Here is a 15670-nt window from a genome sequence, read left to right as displayed (position 1 = left end):
CACGGTGCGCGGAACTGCCTGATGGCGCTGTGCTTATCAGGCCTATGGCTGCATGTAGTTTGTAGGCCGGATAAGGCGTTGGCCGCATCCGGCACGGTGCGCAGAGCTGTGTTAGCGTTTAGCTACACGAATAGTCTGCGCGAGGCGAGATGGTTTTTCTTCGGTGGTTTTCTGCGGAGCGGTCGCGTAAGCCGTTTCTACACAAACAAACGTTTTGTAGCCATCATCCGGCATGTCGCCCATGCTGACGGACAGCGCCGGGCCAGGGTTCCAGCCCACGACATTCAGGTGGTGGTGATGGACAACGTCGATATTGCGATTCAACGCATCATCATGAATCACGCTACACGCTTCCGGATTCAGATAAACGCGATCGGTGCGGTCCGGGAAGGTCTGGATACCATCAGCCAGCACATCTTCTTTAGCATCATTCACTTTATCGATCAGGCGATCGCCAAGACCACTGACTTTCACTGCCGCAATGTCACCAACGTTGAAATAGGTATGCAGTGCCGAGGTGGTTTCAAACTCACCATGAGCTTCCAGCTCCATCTCACAGGTGGCTCCCACTTTGAAGCGGGCCAGTAGGCAAAACTCGTGTGGCCAAAGCTGACGCGTTTCAGCGTTGCTCTGCAGTTCAAACGTCAGCACCACGCCATTGTCGTCTTCGTTGTGAGCTTTCAGCGTCCATGGCAGATTGCGGGCAAAACCATGCGAAGGCAGGCCCTGCTGAGCAGCCGGACCAAACCACGGCCAGCAAATTGGTACGCCGCCACGCAGCGCTACGCCGGTTTTAAACGGGGTATTATTACTTAGCCACAGGACTTCCTCTTCACCATTTGGTTTCCAGGAAAGAAGATGTGCGCCCTGCAGTGCGAAAGAAGCTTTAACCTGTGGGTGATCGACAACAAGAACCTCAAGCTCATCAAGCTGACGGCGGGAGAGGACAGGGGTAATTTGTTCGATTACCGGAAGTGCAAAAATTTTATTAATCATTACGCAATCCTTTCTTCAGGCAAAAAAAAGAGCGACCTGAGTCGCTCTTACAGATTACTGTTTCATCTCAACTTATTTGGAGATGTGTGCAATCAGGTCCAGAACTTTGTTGGAGTAGCCGGTTTCGTTGTCGTACCAGGATACCAGTTTCACGAAGTTGTCGTTCAGTGCGATACCAGCTTTAGCATCGAACACGGAAGTGCAAACTTCACCGTTGAAATCGGTAGATACTACGTCGTCTTCGGTGTAACCCAGAACGCCTTTCATCGGGCCTTCGGAAGCAGCTTTGATTGCTTTCTTAATTTCTTCGTAAGAAGCAGCTTTTTCCAGACGAACAGTCAGGTCAACAACGGATACGTTCGGGGTAGGAACGCGGAACGCCATACCAGTCAGTTTGCCGTTCAGTTCTGGCAGTACTTTACCTACAGCTTTAGCTGCACCGGTAGAGGACGGGATGATGTTCTGGGATGCGCCGCGGCCGCCGCGCCAGTCTTTGTGAGACGGGCCATCAACGGTTTTCTGAGTAGCGGTGGTCGCGTGAACAGTAGTCATCAGACCTTCGATGATGCCGAAGTTGTCGTTGATAACTTTAGCCAGCGGAGCCAGGCAGTTAGTGGTGCAGGAAGCGTTAGAAACGATGTCCTGACCTTCGTATTTGTCAAAGTTAGCGCCTTTAACAAACATCGGAGTGTTATCTTTGGACGGACCAGTCAGAACCACTTTTTTCGCGCCAGCAGTGATGTGCTTACGAGCGGTTTCATCTGTCAGGAACAGGCCAGTAGCTTCAGCTACTACGTCAACACCAACTTCGTCCCATTTCAGGTTAGCCGGATCACGTTCAGCGGTAACACGGATTTTTTTACCGTTTACGATCAGATGACCGTCTTTCACTTCAACGGTACCGTTGAAACGGCCGTGAGTGGAGTCATATTTCAGCATGTAAGCCATGTAGTCAGCGTCTAACAGGTCGTTGATTGCAACGATCTCGATGTCAGAGCGTTCTTGAGCAGCACGGAAAACAATGCGACCGATACGGCCAAAACCGTTGATACCTACTTTGATAGTCATATATTCCACCAGCTATTTGTTAGTGAATAAAAGGTTGCCTGTAAAATTACAAAAACCTTACGCAGCGTCAAGCGGAATCGTGTCAATCATTGCGACAAATCAATCTGCTGCCTAAGCTTTGCGCAACTGACTCGCCTCACTCTTCCTTTGGGCTTGAAACCACATGGGGTCGGCGGCCCGAATTTTAAAGGGCAATCAAGATAAAAACGTGATTCTGATCACGAATTGCAGGCTGCCATTTCGCAAGGATCAAGTTTAGAACAAAAGTTCGCACTCCGGTGTTAATGTTTTGTTAGAATCTGTCTCGCGATGTGAGTTTAGATAAAGCGAGATGTGAGCAAATGGCTAATCAACCTTCTCCAGAAGAACTGAAAAAAAATTTAACCGAAATGCAGTTCTACGTAACGCAGAATCACGGGACAGAACCGCCATTTACCGGACGTTTGCTACATAACAAACGTGACGGCATCTACCACTGTTTGATCTGCGACAATCCGCTATTTCGTTCCGAGACAAAATATGACTCTGGCTGCGGCTGGCCCAGCTTTTACGAGCCTGTCAGCGATGAGGCTATCCGTTACATAAAAGATACGTCACACGGCATGCAGCGCATTGAAATCCGCTGCGGAAACTGTGATGCGCACCTGGGACACGTCTTCCCGGATGGTCCGAAACCTACCGGTGAACGGTACTGCGTTAACTCAGCGTCTTTGAACTTCACCGATGGTGAAAACGGTGAGCAAACCAAGGGTTGAAGAAACGATTCAGCAAATTATTCTACGGAGAGTGGATTTAACATGAATCTTGATGAGATGATCAACAGCATGACGCCGGAAGTTTATCAGCGCTTATCGACTGCCGTTGAGCTAGGGAAATGGCCGGATGGCGTAGCGCTAACGGCAGAACAAAAAGAGAATAGCTTACAGCTGGTGATGTTATGGCAGGCGCGAAACAATATTGACGCACAGCATATGACGATTGATACCAATGGTGAGATGGTTATGAAGAGCAAGCAGCAGTTGAAGGTTGAGTTTGGTATTACGCCAGAACCGATTGCGACGTTTAAATCCTGATTACCCAGGCCCGGCAAACATCTGTGTCGGGCCTGCAGTTGATATTATTTCTTGTTCATCATCGCCTTCAGATCGGCGAATGGGTTGTATTTCGCTTCGCCTACGGCCTTTTGCGCATCTTCTCCTGCAACCACCGTTGAACCATACTGGTCCGCTTCCGTATATTTGGAATGCTCGTGATCGTGGCAGTACAGGCACAACATTTCCCAGTTGCTACCATCTTCCGGGTTATTCGAGTGATCGTGATCGATATGGTGTACCGTCAACTCGCGCAAATTTGAATACACGAACTCACGGGAACAGCGTCCGCAGACCCAGGGAAAGAGTTTAAGCGCCTTTTCCCGGTAACCGACTTCCAGACGGGCGTAATTTTTAGGGATAAAAGCCATAAAGCTCATGCCTCCAGTAGAAATGAAGAGCTGCGCCAAAAGCTGGCGCAGCAGAATGCGCTAATCATAACCTATTGTGTCAGGTGTTGGGATCAGTGTTTGATGCCTAACGAATCGGCTAACTGCTTCGCCAACTGATTATTGTCATCTGCGCCGTACTCCCAGAACATGGCGCCTGCCAACCCTTTGCTTTTGATGTAGTCGGCTTTGATCGCCACTGAACGCGGGTTTTCATAGGAGAGGGCAAAGAGTTTTTTTCCATCCGCAGACTGTACCGACAGCCACGGCACTTTCGCTTCATCATCCCAATGTTGGCTAAAGCGTTTTTGCGGATCGTTAATCAACTTCGCCACAATATCGTTGTACTTCACGTAGGTATCTTTGCTCAGGTCGATGCCCAGTGATTTGAACAACTCAATTTGAGCTGACTCGAAATAGGGCTGGGTAGCCGGGTTTTTCTGCGCGTCAGGTTTGCTCCAGTCAATACCTGGCTCAACGGCGCGTTTTGGTACGCGACCATAAAAGCCAATGCCCAGATTCATTTGACTCGGTTTCAGACCGGCGGCGAGATAGTTATTGACCACAAAATCGGCGCTGTACTTATCCGCTGCGGCGACCGTCGGCCATTGCGTCGAATCATACAGGTTCGAGTTGAAATATTGGGTGCCGTAAGCCATGTCGTAGGTCATCAGGTTGATGTAGTCGAGCGATGGTGCAATGGCTTTGACATCCACCCAGCTTTTCGGACTTTCTGCATTTGCGCCCACGGCGATGGTCAGCAGTTTTTTATGCCCCAATGCGGCGCGCAGCTCTGTTAATAGCGCGGTGAAGTTAGCGCGGTCAGCCGGTTGGCTTTCGACCAGTCCCCAGGCGCCGTTAACCGGATATTCCCAGTCGAGATCGATGCCATCCAGACCATATTTCGCAATTATCTCCTGCGCAGACTGAATAAACACTGCGCGTGTTTCCTTCGTTGCTGCCGCGCCAGAGAATCCACGCGCTCCCCAACCGCCGACGGAAAGCAAAACTTTCAGGTTTGGATTTTGTTTACGCAGCTGTGGAATTTTCAGCAAATCATCCTGCACTTTCTGTGAAAGCCAAATCTGATGCAGTTTGCTGGCGTCTTTTAAGGCGTCATTGGTCTCGTCTTTTTCGTTGTTATAGACAAGGCCAAACGAATAGTTGAGATGGGTTATCTGGCGAACATCCAGTTTATTGATGTCGCCACCGGGACCGGCAGTGACGTCGCCACCACCATTAAAGTAGCCAACTGACATCAGTGAACTGGCGGAAACAACGCTGGCGCAGAGCAGGGGTAGTGCTGCCAACAAAGGCAATAGTTTCATCGGTGTTCCTCTTTGACATTTAAACAAGCAAACACGCCACGGAAATGGCGTGGCGAAAAAAACAGCACCCACAGGTTAACAGTTTCATAACAGGAAAAATGCGAAGGGGTTCACGCCATTTTAGCGAAGCGGCAGCCACGTTCACTTGGGTTTCAGTTCAACTTTGCATTTATTTGTGATCTTGGTTGTGAAATACAGATTAAAATCTGTGTTTTAAAGATTTGGTGTTGACCTCAAAAATTATATGGATAAGTATGATGGTCACTGATGCAAAACTAAACACAAAGGAAAATTCCATGAAAGCACTGGCAAGATTTGGCAAGGCCTTTGGCGGCTACAAGATGATTGATGTTCCGGAACCGGTATGTGGTCCGGATGACGTTGTGATTGAAATTAAGGCTGCTGCAATCTGCGGCGCTGACATGAAACACTACAATGTCGACAGTGGATCCGACCAGTTTAATTCGATTCGTGGTCATGAATTTGCGGGTCAAATTGTGCAGGTTGGCGACAAGGTTAAGGACTGGAAGGTGGGGCAGCGAGTCGTGTCTGATAACAGCGGGCACGTTTGCGGCGTTTGTCCGGCCTGTGAACAGGGCGATTTTCTTTGTTGTACAGAAAAGGTGAATTTAGGTCTGGACAACAATACCTGGGGCGGTGGGTTTTCGAAATATTGTCTGGTCCCTGGTGAAATCCTCAAAATTCACCGTCATGCTCTGTGGGAAATCCCGGCCGGGGTAGATTATGAAGAGGCGGCTGTACTGGATCCTATCTGCAATGCCTACAAATCTATCGCTCAGCAATCCAAATTTCTTCCAGGCCAGGATGTGGTGGTCTTTGGTACCGGTCCATTAGGACTCTTTTCTGTACAAATGGCGCGCATTATGGGGGCCGTTAATATTGTGATGGTTGGGCTGGAAGAGGATGTTGCCGTACGCTTTCCGATCGCCAAAGAGCTGGGCGCGACAGCTGTCGTTAACGGTTCGACCGAAGATGTGGTTGCACGCTGCCAGGAAATCTGCGGTAAAGACAATCTGGGGCTGGTCATTGAATGCTCTGGTGCCAATATTGCCCTTAAACAATCGATCGAAATGCTGCGCCCGAATGGTGAAGTCGTTCGCGTCGGCATGGGCTTTAAACCTCTCGATTTCTCCATCAACGACATCACCGCATGGAATAAAAGCATCATTGGCCATATGGCCTACGATTCCACATCCTGGCGCAACGCCATACGCCTGCTGGCCAGCGGCGCAATCAACGTTAAACCGATGATCACTCACCGTATCGGCCTGTCGCAATGGCGCGAAGGGTTTGACGCCATGGTCAATAAAACCGCGATTAAAGTCATCATGACTTACGACTTTGATGAATAACATGTTTATTAAAAGGACGTTATCGCATGGAACAAATAGCAAAACCGCACTGCGGCGCCAGACTGGACAGGCTACCTGACTGCCGCTGGCACACGTCGATGTTTGCGATGGTTGCCTTTGGATTACTGGTTTGTTGGAGTAATGCCGTTGGCGGATTAATTCTCGCGCAGTTAAAAGAACTTGGTTGGACCGATAATTCCACCACCGCCACGTTTTCTGCCATTACGACGGCGGGAATGTTTCTCGGTGCGCTCGGTGGGGGAATAATCGGCGATAAAACCGGACGTAAAAATGCATTTATCTTGTATGAAGCGATTCATATTATTTCTATGATCGTTGGTGCGTTTTCACCCAATATGACTTTCCTGATCGCCTGCCGTTTTGTAATGGGAGTTGGATTAGGCGCACTGTTAGTGACCTTATTTGCAGGGTTTACCGAGTATATGCCAGGCCGAAATCGTGGAACCTGGTCCAGTCGGGTATCGTTTATTGGCAACTGGTCTTATCCACTCTGTTCACTGATTGCGATGGGGCTGACGCCACTTATCAGCGCGGAATGGAACTGGCGCGTACAGTTGTTGATTCCTGCTGTGCTATCGCTCATAGCAACTGTTATTGCGTGGCGCAGTTTCCCTGAGTCGCCTCGCTGGCTGGAATCTCGCGGACGTTACCAGGAAGCTGAACAGGTGATGCGGGTCATTGAGGATGGCGTTATTCGACAGACCGGCAAACCGCTGCCACCAGTCGTAATCGATGATGATGGCAAACAACCGCGTTCTGTTCCGTACTCCGCATTATTAACCGGGGTATTACTGAAGCGAGTTATTTTGGGTTCCTTTGTTCTGATTGCCATGAACGTCGTCCAGTACACCTTAATTAATTGGCTACCGACAATATTTATGACTCAGGGTATTAATCTGAAAGACTCCATTGTCTTAAATACCATGAGTATGTTCGGCGCGCCGTTTGGGATTTTTATCGCCATGCTGGTAATGGATAAAATTCCCAGAAAGACAATGGGTGTGGGATTATTAGTGTTAATTGCCGTGCTGGGATATATCTATTCACTGCAAACCAGCATGCTACTGATTACGCTAATTGGTTTCTTCCTGATTACTTTTGTCTATATGTACGTTTGTTACGCCTCGGCAGTCTATGTTCCGGAAATATGGCCGACCGAAGCGAAACTTCGCGGTTCTGGTCTGGCGAATGCGGTAGGGCGTATCAGCGGTATCGCCGCGCCTTATGCGGTCGCGGTATTGCTTAACGGTTATGGAGTGACGGGTGTATTTGTACTGCTGGGTGCGGTCTCCATTATTGTCGCTGTCGCCATTGCTACCATCGGAATTGAAACCAAAGGCGTCTCTGTCGAAAGTCTCGGTATTGATGCAGTTACCAGCAAATAATATTGATGGGAAATAAAATGAAAAATTCAAAAGCGATATTAAAAACGCCGGGCACGATGAAAATTATTGCCGCCGATATCCCGGTACCCAAAGAGCATGAAGTACTGATCAAAATTGAATACGTAGGTATTTGCGGTTCAGATGTTCACGGTTTCGAATCAGGTCCCTTTATTCCGCCAAAAGACCCGAACCAGGAAATTGGCCTCGGACATGAATGTGCCGGTACGGTGGTGGCGGTAGGAAATCGCGTCAGTAAATTTAAACCGGGCGACCGGGTGAACATTGAACCCGGCGTGCCGTGCGGTCACTGCCGCTACTGTCTGGAGGGCAAATACAACATCTGTCCTGATGTCGACTTTATGGCCACGCAGCCTAATTATCGCGGCGCGCTAACCCACTATCTGTGCCATCCGGAGAGCTTCACTTACAAGCTGCCCGATAACATGGACACCATGGAAGGCGCGCTGGTAGAGCCTGCGGCGGTAGGGATGCATGCCGCAATGCTGGCGGACGTTAAACCGGGCAAGAAAATCGTCATTTTGGGGGCGGGCTGTATTGGTTTAATGACCCTGCAAGCCTGTAAATGTTTGGGTGCTACCGACATCGCCGTTGTTGATGTCCTGGAAAAGCGTCTGGCCATGGCCGAGCAGCTTGGCGCGACGACTGTGATCAATGGGGCGAAAGAGGACACCGTTGCCCGCTGTCAGCAGTTCTCCGGCGATATGGGGGCTGACATTGTTTTTGAAACTGCCGGCTCGGCAATCACCGTTAAGCAGGCTCCGTACCTGGTGATGCGCGGTGGGAAAATCATGATCGTTGGGACGGTTCCTGGTGATTCGGCAATTAATTTCCTCAAAATTAACCGTGAAGTCTCCATTCAGACTGTTTTCCGCTACGCCAACCGCTATACGGTCACTATTGAAGCCATTTCCTCCGGGCGTTTCGATGTCAAGTCGATGGTGACGCATATTTATGATTATGAAGATGTTCAGCGCGCGTTTGATGAGTCAGTTAACAACAAACGTGAAATTATCAAAGGCGTTATTAAAGTTAACCATTAATTTATTGAAAAGGGAGAAACAACTATGCTGGCAGATATTAAATATTGGGAAAATGATGCCCAGAATAAACATTATGCGATTGCCCACTTTAACGTGTGGAATGCGGAAATGTTAATGGGGGTGATGGATGCGGCGGAAGAGTCTAAATCGCCGGTGATTATCTCATTCGGCACCGGTTTTGTGGGTAATACCTCGTTTGAAGATTTTTCACATATGATGGTTTCGATGGCGAAAAAAGCCTCGGTGCCGGTTATTACCCATTGGGATCACGGGCGCAGCATGGAAATTATTCATAACGCCTGGACTCACGGCATGAATTCACTGATGCGCGATGCCTCCGCTTTTGATTTCGAAGAGAATATTCGCCTGACTAAAGAGGCGGTGGACTTCTTCCATCCGTTGGGTATTCCGGTTGAGGCGGAGCTGGGCCACGTGGGGAATGAAACGGTTTATGAAGAAGCGCTGGCGGGCTATCACTATACCGACCCGAGTCAGGCGGCGGAATTTGTCGAGCGTACCGGCTGCGATTCTCTGGCGGTGGCGATTGGTAACCAGCACGGCGTTTATACCTCTGAGCCGAAACTGAATTTCGATGTGGTCAAACGCGTGCGCGAGGCGGTATCCGTTCCGCTGGTGCTGCACGGCGCGTCCGGCATTAGCGATGCGGATATCAAAAAAGCCATTTCATTAGGTATTTCGAAAATCAATATTCATACCGAACTGTGCCAGGCGGCAATGGCGGCGGTGCAGGAGAACCAGAATCAGCCGTTCCTGCACGTTGAGCGTGAAGTTCGCAAAGCGGTAAAAGAGCGCGCGCTGGAGAAAATCAAACTGTTTGGCTCTGACGGTAAAGCGGAATGACAATATGGATAATATCGAGGTTATTTGTATAGGGGCGGCAATTGTTGATATTCCCTTGCAACCAGTGAGTAAAAATATCTTTGATGTTGACTCTTATCCATTAGAACGAATAGCAATGACCACGGGAGGTGACGCTATTAATGAGGCGACGATTATTTCTCGCCTTGGCCATCGCACGGCGTTAATGAGTCGGATAGGTAATGATGCAGCCGGTTATTTTATTGTCGACCACTGCCATCGGGAGAATATTGATATTAAAAGCCTGAAGCAGGATGCTGATATTGATACTTCCATTAACGTAGGTTTAGTCACCGCTGATGGCGAACGCACCTTTGTGACTAACCGTAACGGCAGTTTATGGAAACTGAATATAAACGATGTTGATTTCGACCGTTTTTCTCAGGCAAAGCTGCTGTCGCTAGCGAGTATTTTTAATAGCCCGTTGTTGGATGGTGATGCACTGACGGCAATTTTCACACAGGCGAAAGCGCATAAGCTCATTATCTGCGCGGATATGATTAAACCGCGACTGAATGAAACGCTGGACGACATCCGTGAAGCGCTGAGCTACGTGGATTATCTGTTTCCCAATTTTGAAGAGGCAAAACTGCTCACCGGGAAAGATACGCTGGATGAGATTGCCGACAGTTTCCTGAACTGTGGTGTGAAAACCGTCGTGATTAAGACCGGCAAAAGAGGCTGCTTTATCAAACGTGTCGATATGAAAATGGTAGTCCCGGCCGTGTCGGGGATTACCGCCATCGACACCATCGGCGCGGGGGATAACTTTGCTTCAGGATTTATCTCCGCGCTGCTTGAAGGTAAGCCGCTTCGCGACTGCGCGCTGTTTGCTAATGCAACGGCGGCAATATCGGTACTGAGCGTGGGCGCGACGACGGGTGTGAAGAACAGAAAGCTGGTTGAACAACTTCTTGACGAATACGAAGGGTAATAGCGGCAGATGAAAATGATTCCTTTAGGCAGTACGGATATTACGCTTTCCCGCATGGGATTAGGTACATGGGCCATTGGCGGCGGTCCGGCATGGAATGGCGATCTCGATTTGCAGATTTGTATTGATACCATTGTTGAGGCGCATCGCTGCGGTATTAATCTGATTGATACCGCGCCAGGCTACAACTTTGGCAACAGTGAAGTGATTGTCGGTCAGGCGCTGAAAAAGCTGCAGCGCAGCGAGGTAGTTGTTGAAACCAAATGCGGCATCGTCTGGGAGCGAACAGGCAGCCTGTTTAACAAAGTGGGCGATCGCCAGCTGTATAAAAACCTCACGCCTGAGTCTATTCGTGAGGAGGTTGATGCCAGCCTGCAAAGATTGGGTATCGACAGTATTGATATCTATATGACCCACTGGCAGTCGGTCGAACCCTGTTTTACGCCGATTGCGGAAACCGTAGACACGCTGAATGCACTGAAAAAAGAGGGGAAAATCCGTTCGATTGGTGCGGCGAACGTCGATGCCGGGCATATCAAAGAGTATCTCAAACACGGTGAGCTGGATATCATCCAGGCCAAGTACAGCATTCTTGACCGGGCGCTGGAAGCTGATCTGCTGCCGCTATGCCAGCAGAATGGCATCATCGTGCAGGTATATTCACCGCTTGAGCAGGGGTTGTTGACCGGTACTATCGCCCGAGATTATGTTCCTGGCGGCGCACGGGCTAACAAGGTTTGGTTTCAGCGGGAAAATATGCTGCGGGTGATTGATATGCTAGAGCAGTGGCAGCCACTGTGTGAAAAATACCGCTGCACAATCCCCGCATTAGCTCTGGCGTGGATTTTAAAGCAAAGCGATTTGATCACCTTACTGAGTGGTGCAACCGCACCTGAACAGGTTCGCGAGAACGTCGAGGCGTTAACCATTCCCCTGACAGATGATGATTCATTATTGATGAGGCGAATGGCGGAAGCGTTGGATATAAATTAAGTCGGATAGAATTGACCTCTGTTTCTGCGTAAAAAAGTATTGAAATCTGTGATTTAGACATGTTCTTTTGAAAATAAACATAGCCTGTGAGATACTAGGGTCTTATTATTACTTTGCAGGAAACAGAGGTGTCATCGTGGCGGCAAAAGACAGGATTCAAGCCATTAAGCAAATGGTGGCTAACGATAAGAAAGTGGCGGTATCTAATTTAAGTTCAATCTTTCAGGTGACTGAGGAAACGATTCGCCGCGATCTTGAAAAACTGGAAGATGAAGGTTTTTTGACCCGAACATATGGCGGTGCAGTGCTCAATACCACCGCGTTGTCCGACAATATTCATTTTTATAAGCGTGCAAAATCTTTCTTCGAAGAAAAGCAGATCATTGCCCGTAATGCATTACCGTTTATTAAAAATAAGACCACAATGGCTGCCGACTCCAGCAGTACCGCGATGGAATTATTAAAGCTGTTGAAGGAAAGAAACGATCTGACGTTGCTTACCAATTCGGCTGAAGCATTTCATGAGTTGGCGCAGTCAGAAATTAACGTGGTTTCTACCGGCGGTGAGCTGAATAAGAATACGCTGTCGCTGCAGGGAAGAATCACCAAGGAGATTATCAGCCGTTATCATGTTGATATCATGGTGATGAGCTGCAAAGGTTTGGATATGCAGAGTGGGGCGCTTGATTCTAATGAAGCGGAAGCGGAAATCAAAAAAACCATGATCCGCCAGGCGGCTGAGGTGGCCCTGTTAGTTGATCACTCAAAGTTTGACCGTAAAGCTTTCGTTCAGCTCGTGGACTTTAGCCATATTAATTACCTAATAACCAATAAGGCACCGGGTGCAGAGTGGATTGCATTTTGCAAAGAGAATAATATTCAACTCGTTTATTAGCTATAACGAGGGTTGTGTCGATATTATTTTAAGTTTGCACCTGGTAAATGCCATAAGAATCTAATGATGATGGATGGCGCGGCAAAATTTTTCTGCCGCGATCGCCATACTTTCTATTTAGCTGAATTTGAGGCATCCAGATGGAACAATATGACCCTATCGGCGCAAGATTAGATCGCTTACCTTTATCACGATTTCATTTTCGTATTTTTGGAATTATTAGTTTTAGTTTGTTAATCACTGGTTTTCTCAGCTATTCCGGAAATGTGGTATTAGCAAAACTAGTCAGCACAGGCTGGTCAAACAATTATCTAAATGCCGCGTTTACCTCAGCGCTGATGTTTGGTTACTTTATCGGTTCGCTAGCCGGTGGGTTTATTGGTGATTATCTCGGTCGACGCAAAGCGTTCCGCGTCAATTTGTTAATCGTCGGGGCCTCAGCCTGCGCTGCAACGTTTGTGCCCAACATGTACTGGCTTATTTTCTTCCGCTGTCTGATGGGGATTGGAATGGGGGCGCTAATTATGGTGGGCTATGCCTCATTTACAGAATTCATTCCACCCGCGGTTCGTGGGAAATGGTCTGCCCGTCTGTCATTTGTCGGCAACTGGGCACCAATGCTATCTGCGGCAATTGGCGTCGTGATTATTGCACTTTTAAGCTGGCGGGTGATGTTTCTGCTCGGCGGCATGGCAATGCTGTTGGCCTGGTATCTGTCGGGAAAATACTATATTGAATCCCCGCGTTGGCTGGCTGGCAAAGGGCAGAGAAGCGAAGCTGAAAAACATCTTATGCAGGTGGAATCGCAAATTGAGAAAGAAAAAAACATCACTTTACCATCCTGCCGGAGCGAATGCTCGTCGGCGGATTTAAGTACGATAAGTGGTTCATTTTGGCTCTTATTTAAGGGGCCAATGTTACGCTGTACATTGGTGGCGATCACGGTGCTTATCGCAATGAATATTTCGCTCTATACCATTACTGTATGGATCCCGACGATATTTGTTAATTCGGGAATCGATGTAACGAAATCCATATTTATGACCGCGATAATTATGATTGGCGCGCCGGTTGGGATATTTATTGCCGCGTTAATTATCGATCGCTTTCCTCGGCGATTGTTTGGCTCATTCTTGTTGATTATTATCGCCTTGCTTGGGTATTTCTATTCGCTTCAAACTGAAGAGTGGGCAATTCTGAGCTACGGGCTGGTGATGATTTTTTTTCTGTATATGTATGTCTGCTTTGCCTCTGCAGTTTATGTCCCGGAACTATGGCCCACGCATCTTAGATTGAGAGGATCGGGTTTTGTGAATGCTGTGGGGAGGATTGTCGCTGTGTTTACGCCTTATGGTGTCGCTATTTTGTTGACCCGCTATGGCTCGGTTACGGTCTTTATCGTGCTAGGAGTAATGTTGGTACTATGTGCGCTGATTCTTTTTTGTTTCGGCATCGAAACGCGCAAAGTATCGCTGGAAGAGATTTCAGCGCTGGCCTGAGATAACGCGCCGACAGGAGAGACCCTGTCGGCATCGCTTACGGCTGGGTTTCCAGCCAGTCGTCCAACGTATACAGCGTTGCGCCCGCAGTTGCCATTTCCATAAAGGCGTTTGCACTGTCCTGGGGTTGAATATTAACGCCACGGCAGCCGTCGGTTATAACGCTGACGGTGTAGCCAAGATCGAGCGCATCCAGAACGGTGAATTTAACGCAATAGTCGGTAGCCAGACCCATGATGATGAGCTCGGCAATGCGGTGTTCGAGTAGCCATGCATTCAGCGCGGTAGCCTGACGACGACCATTATCAAAAAACGCGCTGTAGCTGTCGACCAGCGGGTTCTCACCTTTAGTGAACGTTTGAGTTATCGCACGCTGGTTCAGCAGCGGATGCAGGGCAGCACCTTCGCTGTTTTGTACGCAATGATCGGGCCAGAACGTCTGCGCCAGGCCATCGAGTTGTCCCTGGCTGTAGGACTCGACCTGATGCTGGCTGGCAAAACTACCATGATTCGCCGGGTGCCAGTCCAGACTGGCAACGACCGTGTCGCCGCGTAGGGCACACCAGTCAATCAGGCGGTTGGCGATATCGATTGTGCTGTCACCTTGTGGGACCGCGAGGGCACCGCCGGCACAAAAGTCATTTTGTAAATCGACCAACAGTAAGGCTCGGGCCATGGGCATAGACTCCTTTAATCGTCAGGTGTGAGCTCACCACGCAGATTTTGCGTCATTGCTTCACGAATTGTCTGCGTATCCAGTCCCTGACTCAGCAAATAGTGCAGTTTGGTGAGAGTGGCTTCGACGGTCATATCCGCGCCGCCAATCACGCCAGCATGTGCCAGCGCATTCCCTGTCGCGTAGCCCCCCATGTTCACCTTGCCGGACATACACTGCGTAAGGTTCACCACCACAATGCCACGCGAGCTCGCATCTTCAAGTTCTTTCAGGAACTCTTTATTCTGCGGCGCATTGCCCACGCCGTAGGAGCGCAAAATTAATGCTTTTACCGGCTGGCGCAGGAAGTTGCGCACTACATCAGCGGAGATCCCAGGATAAATAGTGACCACGCCAATCGGTTGCGGAGTGATAGGATGCACAATCAACTCACCTGTGCCGTGAGGTGCGGGCGGTGTTCCCAGCCGGCGAATGTGGATCCCGGCTTCCAGCAGTGGTGCAAGGTTGGGTGAGGCAAACGCGTCAAAACCATCAGCATGCGCTTTAGTGGTCCGGTTGCCGCGAAACAATCGATTGTTGAAAAACAGGGTAACTTCATTGATCGGATAATTTGCTGCAACGTACAACGCATTCAGCAAATTGATTTGTCCGTCAGAACGTAGCTCTGCTAATGGGATTTGTGACCCTGTCACAATTACTGGCTTGCCCAGATTCTCCAGCATAAATGAGAGTGCCGAAGCCGTAAACGCCATGGTGTCAGTGCCGTGCAGAATGACAAAACCATCGTAATCGTCGTAGTGCGCTTTAATGTCTTCCGCAATATGCTGCCAGTCTTCTGGCGTCATGTCGGAGGAATCCATCAGCGGAACGTATTCATGGATGGTGAAGTCTGGCATCTCTGGGCGGTGGAATTCAGGCATCAGTGCCAGCTGACGCTGGAGATGACCGGAAACAGGAATATAACCCTGTTCTGAGCGCTGCATACCAATGGTACCGCCGGTATAGGCAACGTAAATCGATTTCTTTTGCATGACTTTTCTTCTGTCTCAAAGAAAACCCCTCTTCATCCCGAAGAGGGGTCA

At 49.0% G+C, this 15670-nt stretch carries 16 protein-coding genes; 10 read left to right on the top strand and 6 right to left on the bottom strand.

The features are described 5' to 3' along the window. Window positions 1-111 precede the first annotated feature (111 nt). On the bottom strand, window positions 112-996 hold the full coding sequence (locus OGY72_RS23075) for a D-hexose-6-phosphate mutarotase (RefSeq protein WP_123267004.1): 885 nt from the start codon (window positions 994-996) through the stop codon (window positions 112-114). Between the two features lie 72 nt (window positions 997-1068). Next, window positions 1069-2064: a glyceraldehyde-3-phosphate dehydrogenase gene (gene gapA, locus OGY72_RS23070; RefSeq protein WP_003030697.1), complete on the bottom strand. Its 996-nt coding sequence runs from the start codon at window positions 2062-2064 to the stop codon at window positions 1069-1071. Between the two features lie 341 nt (window positions 2065-2405). On the opposite strand from gapA, the gene msrB reads away from it, so the two are divergent. Together msrB and OGY72_RS23060 are read left to right on the top strand one after the other, a co-directional pair. Then, the gene (msrB, locus tag OGY72_RS23065) at window positions 2406-2819 is read left to right on the top strand and encodes a peptide-methionine (R)-S-oxide reductase MsrB (RefSeq protein ID WP_003832475.1); all 414 of its coding nucleotides are present in this window, start codon (window positions 2406-2408) and stop codon (window positions 2817-2819) included. Window positions 2820-2861: 42 nt separating this feature from the next. Continuing rightward, a complete protein-coding gene (locus OGY72_RS23060) occupies window positions 2862-3137 on the top strand; it encodes a YeaC family protein (RefSeq protein WP_003030693.1) in 276 nt (91 codons plus the stop codon). 44 nt (window positions 3138-3181) lie between these two features. Here the strand turns inward: OGY72_RS23060 and yajD are convergent, their stop codons facing one another. Together yajD and chiD are read right to left on the bottom strand one after the other, a co-directional pair. Beyond that, window positions 3182-3526, bottom strand: a complete 345-nt coding sequence (gene yajD / locus OGY72_RS23055; protein WP_003832478.1) for an HNH nuclease YajD — start codon at window positions 3524-3526, stop codon at window positions 3182-3184. Window positions 3527-3618: 92 nt separating this feature from the next. Continuing rightward, window positions 3619-4872 carry a chitinase ChiD gene (gene chiD / locus OGY72_RS23050; RefSeq protein WP_126318376.1) on the bottom strand — a complete coding sequence of 418 codons (1254 nt, stop codon included), beginning with the start codon at window positions 4870-4872 and terminating at the stop codon, window positions 3619-3621. Between the two features lie 296 nt (window positions 4873-5168). Here chiD and OGY72_RS23045 point away from each other — a divergent pair, with 296 nt between their 5' ends. The 8 genes from OGY72_RS23045 (at window position 5169) to OGY72_RS23010 (ending at window position 13912) form a co-directional block, all read left to right on the top strand. Beyond that, window positions 5169-6245: a zinc-binding dehydrogenase gene (locus OGY72_RS23045; RefSeq protein ID WP_181508731.1), complete on the top strand. Its 1077-nt coding sequence runs from the start codon at window positions 5169-5171 to the stop codon at window positions 6243-6245. 26 nt (window positions 6246-6271) lie between these two features. Continuing rightward, window positions 6272-7651, top strand: a complete 1380-nt coding sequence (locus OGY72_RS23040) for an MFS transporter (RefSeq protein WP_286549764.1) — start codon at window positions 6272-6274, stop codon at window positions 7649-7651. A 17-nt stretch (window positions 7652-7668) separates the two neighbouring features. Continuing rightward, window positions 7669-8712, top strand: a complete 1044-nt coding sequence (locus OGY72_RS23035; RefSeq protein WP_286549761.1) for an NAD(P)-dependent alcohol dehydrogenase — start codon at window positions 7669-7671, stop codon at window positions 8710-8712. A 24-nt stretch (window positions 8713-8736) separates the two neighbouring features. Beyond that, window positions 8737-9573: a ketose-bisphosphate aldolase gene (locus OGY72_RS23030; RefSeq protein ID WP_003832486.1), complete on the top strand. Its 837-nt coding sequence runs from the start codon at window positions 8737-8739 to the stop codon at window positions 9571-9573. Window positions 9574-9577: 4 nt separating this feature from the next. Continuing rightward, the gene (locus OGY72_RS23025; protein WP_126318370.1) at window positions 9578-10525 is read left to right on the top strand and encodes a carbohydrate kinase family protein; all 948 of its coding nucleotides are present in this window, start codon (window positions 9578-9580) and stop codon (window positions 10523-10525) included. A 9-nt stretch (window positions 10526-10534) separates the two neighbouring features. Beyond that, entirely contained in the window at window positions 10535-11518 is a 984-nt protein-coding gene (ydjG, locus tag OGY72_RS23020) for an NADH-dependent methylglyoxal reductase (RefSeq protein WP_003832488.1), read from the top strand. Window positions 11519-11654: 136 nt separating this feature from the next. Continuing rightward, a complete protein-coding gene (locus OGY72_RS23015; protein ID WP_286549756.1) occupies window positions 11655-12413 on the top strand; it encodes a DeoR/GlpR family DNA-binding transcription regulator in 759 nt (252 codons plus the stop codon). 140 nt (window positions 12414-12553) lie between these two features. Then, entirely contained in the window at window positions 12554-13912 is a 1359-nt protein-coding gene (locus OGY72_RS23010; RefSeq protein ID WP_286549755.1) for an MFS transporter, read from the top strand. A 37-nt stretch (window positions 13913-13949) separates the two neighbouring features. Here the strand turns inward: OGY72_RS23010 and pncA are convergent, their stop codons facing one another. Together pncA and ansA are read right to left on the bottom strand one after the other, a co-directional pair. Beyond that, window positions 13950-14588, bottom strand: coding sequence for a bifunctional nicotinamidase/pyrazinamidase (gene pncA, locus OGY72_RS23005; RefSeq protein ID WP_502872613.1), 639 nt, complete (start codon window positions 14586-14588; stop codon window positions 13950-13952). Window positions 14589-14602: 14 nt separating this feature from the next. Beyond that, window positions 14603-15619 carry an asparaginase gene (ansA, locus tag OGY72_RS23000; protein WP_003832492.1) on the bottom strand — a complete coding sequence of 339 codons (1017 nt, stop codon included), beginning with the start codon at window positions 15617-15619 and terminating at the stop codon, window positions 14603-14605. Window positions 15620-15670: the final 51 nt, after the last annotated feature.

It is taken from the genome of Citrobacter sp. Cpo221, assembly GCF_030332345.1.
GTDB lineage: Bacteria > Pseudomonadota > Gammaproteobacteria > Enterobacterales > Enterobacteriaceae > Citrobacter > Citrobacter portucalensis.
This window is presented reverse-complemented; position numbering and strand designations above follow the sequence as displayed.

Coding starts and splice junctions, on each gene's coding strand:
- msrB (WP_003832475.1), top strand. CDS start 2,406: ATGGCTAATCAACCTTCTCCAGAAGAACTGAAAAAAAATTTAACCGAA.
- OGY72_RS23040 (WP_286549764.1), top strand. CDS start 6,272: ATGGAACAAATAGCAAAACCGCACTGCGGCGCCAGACTGGACAGGCTA.
- ydjG (WP_003832488.1), top strand. CDS start 10,535: ATGAAAATGATTCCTTTAGGCAGTACGGATATTACGCTTTCCCGCATG.
- OGY72_RS23025 (WP_126318370.1), top strand. CDS start 9,578: ATGGATAATATCGAGGTTATTTGTATAGGGGCGGCAATTGTTGATATT.
- yajD (WP_003832478.1), bottom strand. CDS start 3,526: ATGGCTTTTATCCCTAAAAATTACGCCCGTCTGGAAGTCGGTTACCGG.
- pncA (WP_502872613.1), bottom strand. CDS start 14,588: ATGGCCCGAGCCTTACTGTTGGTCGATTTACAAAATGACTTTTGTGCC.
- OGY72_RS23010 (WP_286549755.1), top strand. CDS start 12,554: ATGGAACAATATGACCCTATCGGCGCAAGATTAGATCGCTTACCTTTA.
- OGY72_RS23035 (WP_286549761.1), top strand. CDS start 7,669: ATGAAAAATTCAAAAGCGATATTAAAAACGCCGGGCACGATGAAAATT.
- OGY72_RS23030 (WP_003832486.1), top strand. CDS start 8,737: ATGCTGGCAGATATTAAATATTGGGAAAATGATGCCCAGAATAAACAT.
- OGY72_RS23045 (WP_181508731.1), top strand. CDS start 5,169: ATGAAAGCACTGGCAAGATTTGGCAAGGCCTTTGGCGGCTACAAGATG.
- OGY72_RS23075 (WP_123267004.1), bottom strand. CDS start 996: ATGATTAATAAAATTTTTGCACTTCCGGTAATCGAACAAATTACCCCT.
- OGY72_RS23060 (WP_003030693.1), top strand. CDS start 2,862: ATGAATCTTGATGAGATGATCAACAGCATGACGCCGGAAGTTTATCAG.
- ansA (WP_003832492.1), bottom strand. CDS start 15,619: ATGCAAAAGAAATCGATTTACGTTGCCTATACCGGCGGTACCATTGGT.
- chiD (WP_126318376.1), bottom strand. CDS start 4,872: ATGAAACTATTGCCTTTGTTGGCAGCACTACCCCTGCTCTGCGCCAGC.
- gapA (WP_003030697.1), bottom strand. CDS start 2,064: ATGACTATCAAAGTAGGTATCAACGGTTTTGGCCGTATCGGTCGCATT.